Here is a 4,983-nt window from a genome sequence, read left to right as displayed (position 1 = left end):
GGTACGAAAGCAAGAGCATGGAACCGGATTCGATACCCGGATACTTCTTGCCGTAAACGATGCAGACTATGAGATCAGTGGATTAACTATTGGTTTTCGTTGCTAACGCTAAAGTCTGCCACCTGCATAGTACAGTCGAAAGACCGAAACGTCAATGATTAGACCGTTCTTAGGCACATGGAGTGAAGCATGCCGTTTAATCCGATAGCCCGCGTAAAATCTTACCACTTCTTGCATCTTAGACAGGTGTTGCATGGCTGTCGTCAGTTAGTGTTCGTGAGACCTATGGTTGATTCCGTATAACTAACGCAATCCTCGCTATGAATCTATATGTTTTATAGTCTAGATTTTATAAGAATCTAGTTTAGGAGGACTATGACAAGTCTTCATGACCCTTATGGAGTGGGCTACACGCGTGCCACTAGAATATCGACAGTATGATGCAATTCTGAAAAGAGGAGCTAACCATCAACCGATATTAATGTACGAATTAAAGGCTGGAACTCGCCTTTATGAAGTAGGAATTCCGAGTAATCGCGCATCAGCACGGCGCGGTGAAGTATACCTCTAAGCGGGTACTAATTGCTCATCACGGGGGGAGAGACACTACTCATTGAAGATGTTTTGAATTATCTAAAAAGATATTCAAGTTTCGAGATGAAGAGCGTTGATTTCTCTGAAGTTGAAACATAGTAGCCGTAAGGGAACTTGCGGCTGAATGATAAAATCTAATTAATCCCCTTATACGATAATTATGTCGAATACTATGTACTATTTTAACTACATAGCTTTAAAGAACAACTACTTTATATATTCAGTCATCATGACACACTTTATTACATCTCCACTAGAACAATTCGAAGTGGTACCTTTCCTTAGTGTTTCAGCACCTATTATTGGTGACTTTAACCTTTCACTAACAAATCTAGGTCTATACGCTATTATTACTGTATTCCTAGTACTAGGTCTACATATTATGGGTAACAATTCATATTCTCTTGTACCTAGCGCATGGAGTATTTCACTAGAAAGTGCTTACGCATCAATCCACGGTATGGTACGAGACCAAATTGGTTCAGCAAACGAAATTTACATGCCATTTATTTACAGCCTGTTCTTCTTCATTCTAATTGCTAACCTAAACGGTAATGTACCTTATGCATTTACAATTACAACATCAGTTATGGTTGCTATTGGTCTATCTGTATTCATCTTCATTGGTGTAACTATTCTTGGACTATATACACACGGTCTGCATTTCTTTGCTTTCTTTATTCCATCAGGTACACCTCTAGGACTAGTACCTCTACTAGTACTGATTGAACTAATTTCATATTTTGCTCGGTCAGTATCACTAGGTATCCGGCTATTCGCAAATATGACAGCTGGACACACACTACTAAAGATTCTATCAACATTCCTAACACAACTATTTACATCAAGTATTCTAGTTGCTGTTGTAACACTAATTCCATTTGCAATCTTTGTAGGTCTAGTTGGTCTAGAAATTGCTGTATCTCTAATCCAAGCATTTGTCTTTTGTATTCTTACATGTAGCTATATCAAGGATGCCATTGAACTACACTAATAACAATTCACCTTATACTCCCCATTTATAATATAAGTAAGATAATTTATTTATCAAAAGCTAATAGCTATTACTTTAGTAGTAGCCTAACAATTAAATATACACAAAACATGGCAGCAGCAAAGTTTATCGGAGCAGGACTAGCAGCAATCGGACTATCAGGAGCTGGAGTTGGTATTGGATCAATCTTCTCATCTCTAATCGCATCAGTAGCTCGAAACCCAGCACTACGAGGTCAACTATTTACTTACGCAATTCTAGGATTCGCTCTAGCAGAAGCGACCGGGCTATTTGCACTTATGATCAGTTTCCTAGTACTTTACTCATAATATACAGGATCATCATTAACAATAATCCCCTAAGAGGAACGGTAAAATATAAATAATTTCGTATAAGTGTAGGTGCAGAGATTACCCAATGATTATAATCAAATTATAATTATATATGAACTATATATATATGTATATAATTTAATAATAGGACTATAAGGACTATTTCATGGTTTATCCATGGCTACCCGTTGGCTTTTCTCAACCAACGCTAAGGATATTGGAACACTGTATCTGATCTTCGCTATCTTTACTGGTCTTCTAGGTACAGCTTTCTCTGTTCTTATCCGACTTGAACTGTCTGGAGCTGGTAACCAATTTCTAAACGGTGACCACCAACTATACAATGTAATCGCTACATCTCACGGTATTTTCATGATTTACTTCATGGTAGTACCTGCTATGGCTGGATTTGGTAACTATATGGTTCCTGTTCTTATTGGTGCTCCTGATATGGCTTTTCCACGACTGAATAATGTATCATTCTGGATTCTTCCTCCTGCTATTGTTCTTATCGTTTCAAGTGTATTCGTAGAACAAGGTATGGGTACAGGTTGGACTCTTTACATGCCTATTACAGGTGTACAATCTCACTCAGGTGGATCAGTAGATCTAGCTATTTTCTCACTACACCTTTCAGGTATCTCATCAATGCTAGGTGCTATGAACATTATCACTACTATTATTAACATGCGAGCTCCTGGTATGACACTACACAAGATGCCTCTATTTGTATGGGCTATGCTATTCCAATCAATTATCATTATCCTATGTATCCCAGTTCTAGCTGGTGCACTAACAATGATTATTACAGATCGAAACTTCAACACATCATTCTACGACCCTGCTGGTGGTGGTGACCCAGTTCTATATGAACACCTCTTTTGGTTCTTTGGACACCCTGAGGTATATCTAATGATCATTCCAGGTTTTGGTATGATTTCACACATTATCTCAACATTTTCACAAAAGCCTATTTTTGGCTACCTCGGGATGGTATATGCTATTGCATCTATTGGTATTCTAGGATTTATTGTATGGAGTCACCATATGTACGCAGTAGGTCTTGACGTTGATACTCGAGCTTACTTTACAGCAGCTTCTATGATCATCGCAGTACCAACAGGTATTAAGGTATTCTCATGGCTAAACGAAGTGCTAGGCCCACTTCATATACTGGCCAACTATATTATTACTGTTTTTAATATTATCACAGTACCTCTTAGCTATCTATACCCTCGTGCGACCAAGTATAAGATTCTACCTAATAATACTTGTACTAGTATTGTACCATATGGTACCAATCATGGTTCGACTGTAGGGTACCCTCAATTCAATATTATTATTCGAAATATGGTAGGTATCCCTTTCAATACTCTTTGTATTCTGGTTGGCATGATCCTTTCTGATGCTTGGATGATGAAGCACAAGCAGGGTAACTCTAATGCTCGACTAGCAATCAAGCAGTCCATTCATAATTTTGGCTTTATCTGGCATTGTTTTCAGGTGCTAGCTCATTATTGCTCAAGTATGCCCTCTCTGGTACAATCGACTCTTCCTTCTGGTATTCACTATGGAGTTAGTGTTGTGACACGAACTCTACCTTGCTTTACTATTCTTTATCATATGTTCCATACTAATGGTGTGAAGACTATTCCTATGGATATCTTCGACTATCTTACTCCACCATGTCTTGCTTTTTGGATCATGGGAGATGGAACTATGGCTAATGGTGGAGGGCTTTATCTACACACACAATCCTTTACACTAGAAGAGAATATTCGACTACTTAATGCACTAATTATTAAGTATGACATTAAGGGGGCACTACATAAGGCGGAAGGACGTCATATTATCTATATTACAGTTCCCTCTATGCGGAAGCTATATCCTATTCTAGCACCGCATATGCATCCTTCAATGATGTACAAGATTTTTAAGAGTATCAAGTAATAATCAAGTAATAATATAGCGGGGCAAATTCGAGAGAACTCCTATATATGGAATAAGTAACATATATAGGACAATCGTCGAACTAAATCATTAATTGGAAACGGCTAATGTAAAAGCGTAGAGACTATACGCCCCAGGTCAACCTAAGTATTAATTAATATACGGTGATCTAAGACATAGTCCACTCCTTTAAGCAATTAAAGGTAGACTCTTTTAGCCTAGATCTGAAATGATCGAAGAAAGAGTAGGAGCAACGGCATACGGTGGATCTATCCGATATACAGCACCTATGCTATTCGGACTAGGATTTGTAGCTCTATTTACAATTGGAGGACTAACAGGAGTAGTACTAGCAAACGCTTCAATGGACGTAGCAATGCATGATACCTACTATGTAGTGGCCCATTTCCACTACGTACTTTCAATGGGTGCTGTGTTCTCTATCTTCGCTGGATTCTACTACTGGGCACCTAAGATCTTCGGTAAGATGTACAACGAACGACTAGCACAAATCCACTTCTGGACTCTATTCATTGGTGTAAATACTACATTCATGCCACAACACTTCCTAGGACTAGCTGGAATGCCTCGACGAATTCCTGACTATCCTGATGCTTACGAAGGATGGAACTACATTAGCTCTATTGGATCAATGATTTCAGTTGTAGCTACAGTTCTATTTCTATACGTAATTTACGATATGCTAGTATCACAACCAGTTGCATCTATGAACCCCTGGGGAACACCAGGATACTTTATGAGCACACCATCATATCTAACAGAATCTTCATACAGTACATCTCTAGAATGGACAATCCCAAGTCCAACACCATACCACGCATATCTTATGATGCCTGTACAATCATAATAATATTATTATATATTACAATTCTCCTTACGCATAATCATATTTATACTATTTAAATATGATATATATGCAGCTCCATAGAGCACAAATAACAAATAATAATCATGCCTCAACTAACAGCATACTTCTGGGTAAACCAAATTACATTCGGACTACTTGGACTAGCAGTTATTACATATGTAATGTCAGTATACGTACTACCTTACTTCGTACAACTATTTGTAACACGAGTATACATTACAAAG

4 protein-coding genes and 1 rRNA gene are annotated in these 4,983 nt (G+C 38.0%); all 5 read left to right on the top strand.

Annotated elements, in window-relative coordinates; translation table 11 throughout:
* Positions 1 to 730, top strand: a 16S ribosomal RNA gene (locus tag ACYVK5_RS23175); the annotation flags it as partial.
* 93 nt (positions 731 to 823) lie between these two features.
* A complete protein-coding gene (locus tag ACYVK5_RS23170; protein WP_460624603.1) occupies positions 824 to 1,588 on the top strand; it encodes a F0F1 ATP synthase subunit A in 765 nt (254 codons plus the stop codon).
* Between the two features lie 110 nt (positions 1,589 to 1,698).
* Positions 1,699 to 1,917 carry an ATP synthase subunit C family protein gene (locus ACYVK5_RS23165; RefSeq protein ID WP_460624604.1) on the top strand — a complete coding sequence of 73 codons (219 nt, stop codon included), beginning with the start codon at positions 1,699 to 1,701 and terminating at the stop codon, positions 1,915 to 1,917.
* A 180-nt stretch (positions 1,918 to 2,097) separates the two neighbouring features.
* Entirely contained in the window at positions 2,098 to 3,870 is a 1,773-nt protein-coding gene (locus ACYVK5_RS23160; protein ID WP_460624605.1) for a cbb3-type cytochrome c oxidase subunit I, read from the top strand.
* Positions 3,871 to 4,099: 229 nt separating this feature from the next.
* Positions 4,100 to 4,738, top strand: a complete 639-nt coding sequence (locus ACYVK5_RS23155; RefSeq protein WP_460624606.1) for a heme-copper oxidase family protein — start codon at positions 4,100 to 4,102, stop codon at positions 4,736 to 4,738.
* Positions 4,739 to 4,983 lie beyond the last annotated feature (245 nt).

This window comes from Myceligenerans halotolerans, assembly GCF_054782975.1.
This window is presented reverse-complemented; position numbering and strand designations above follow the sequence as displayed.

What these genes read in the sequence shown, in the direction of transcription:
- ACYVK5_RS23165 (WP_460624604.1), top strand. Translation starts at nt 1,699, where the DNA reads ATGGCAGCAGCAAAGTTTATCGGAGCAGGACTAGCAGCAATCGGACTA.
- ACYVK5_RS23160 (WP_460624605.1), top strand. Translation starts at nt 2,098, where the DNA reads ATGGCTACCCGTTGGCTTTTCTCAACCAACGCTAAGGATATTGGAACA.
- ACYVK5_RS23155 (WP_460624606.1), top strand. Translation starts at nt 4,100, where the DNA reads ATGATCGAAGAAAGAGTAGGAGCAACGGCATACGGTGGATCTATCCGA.
- ACYVK5_RS23170 (WP_460624603.1), top strand. Translation starts at nt 824, where the DNA reads ATGACACACTTTATTACATCTCCACTAGAACAATTCGAAGTGGTACCT.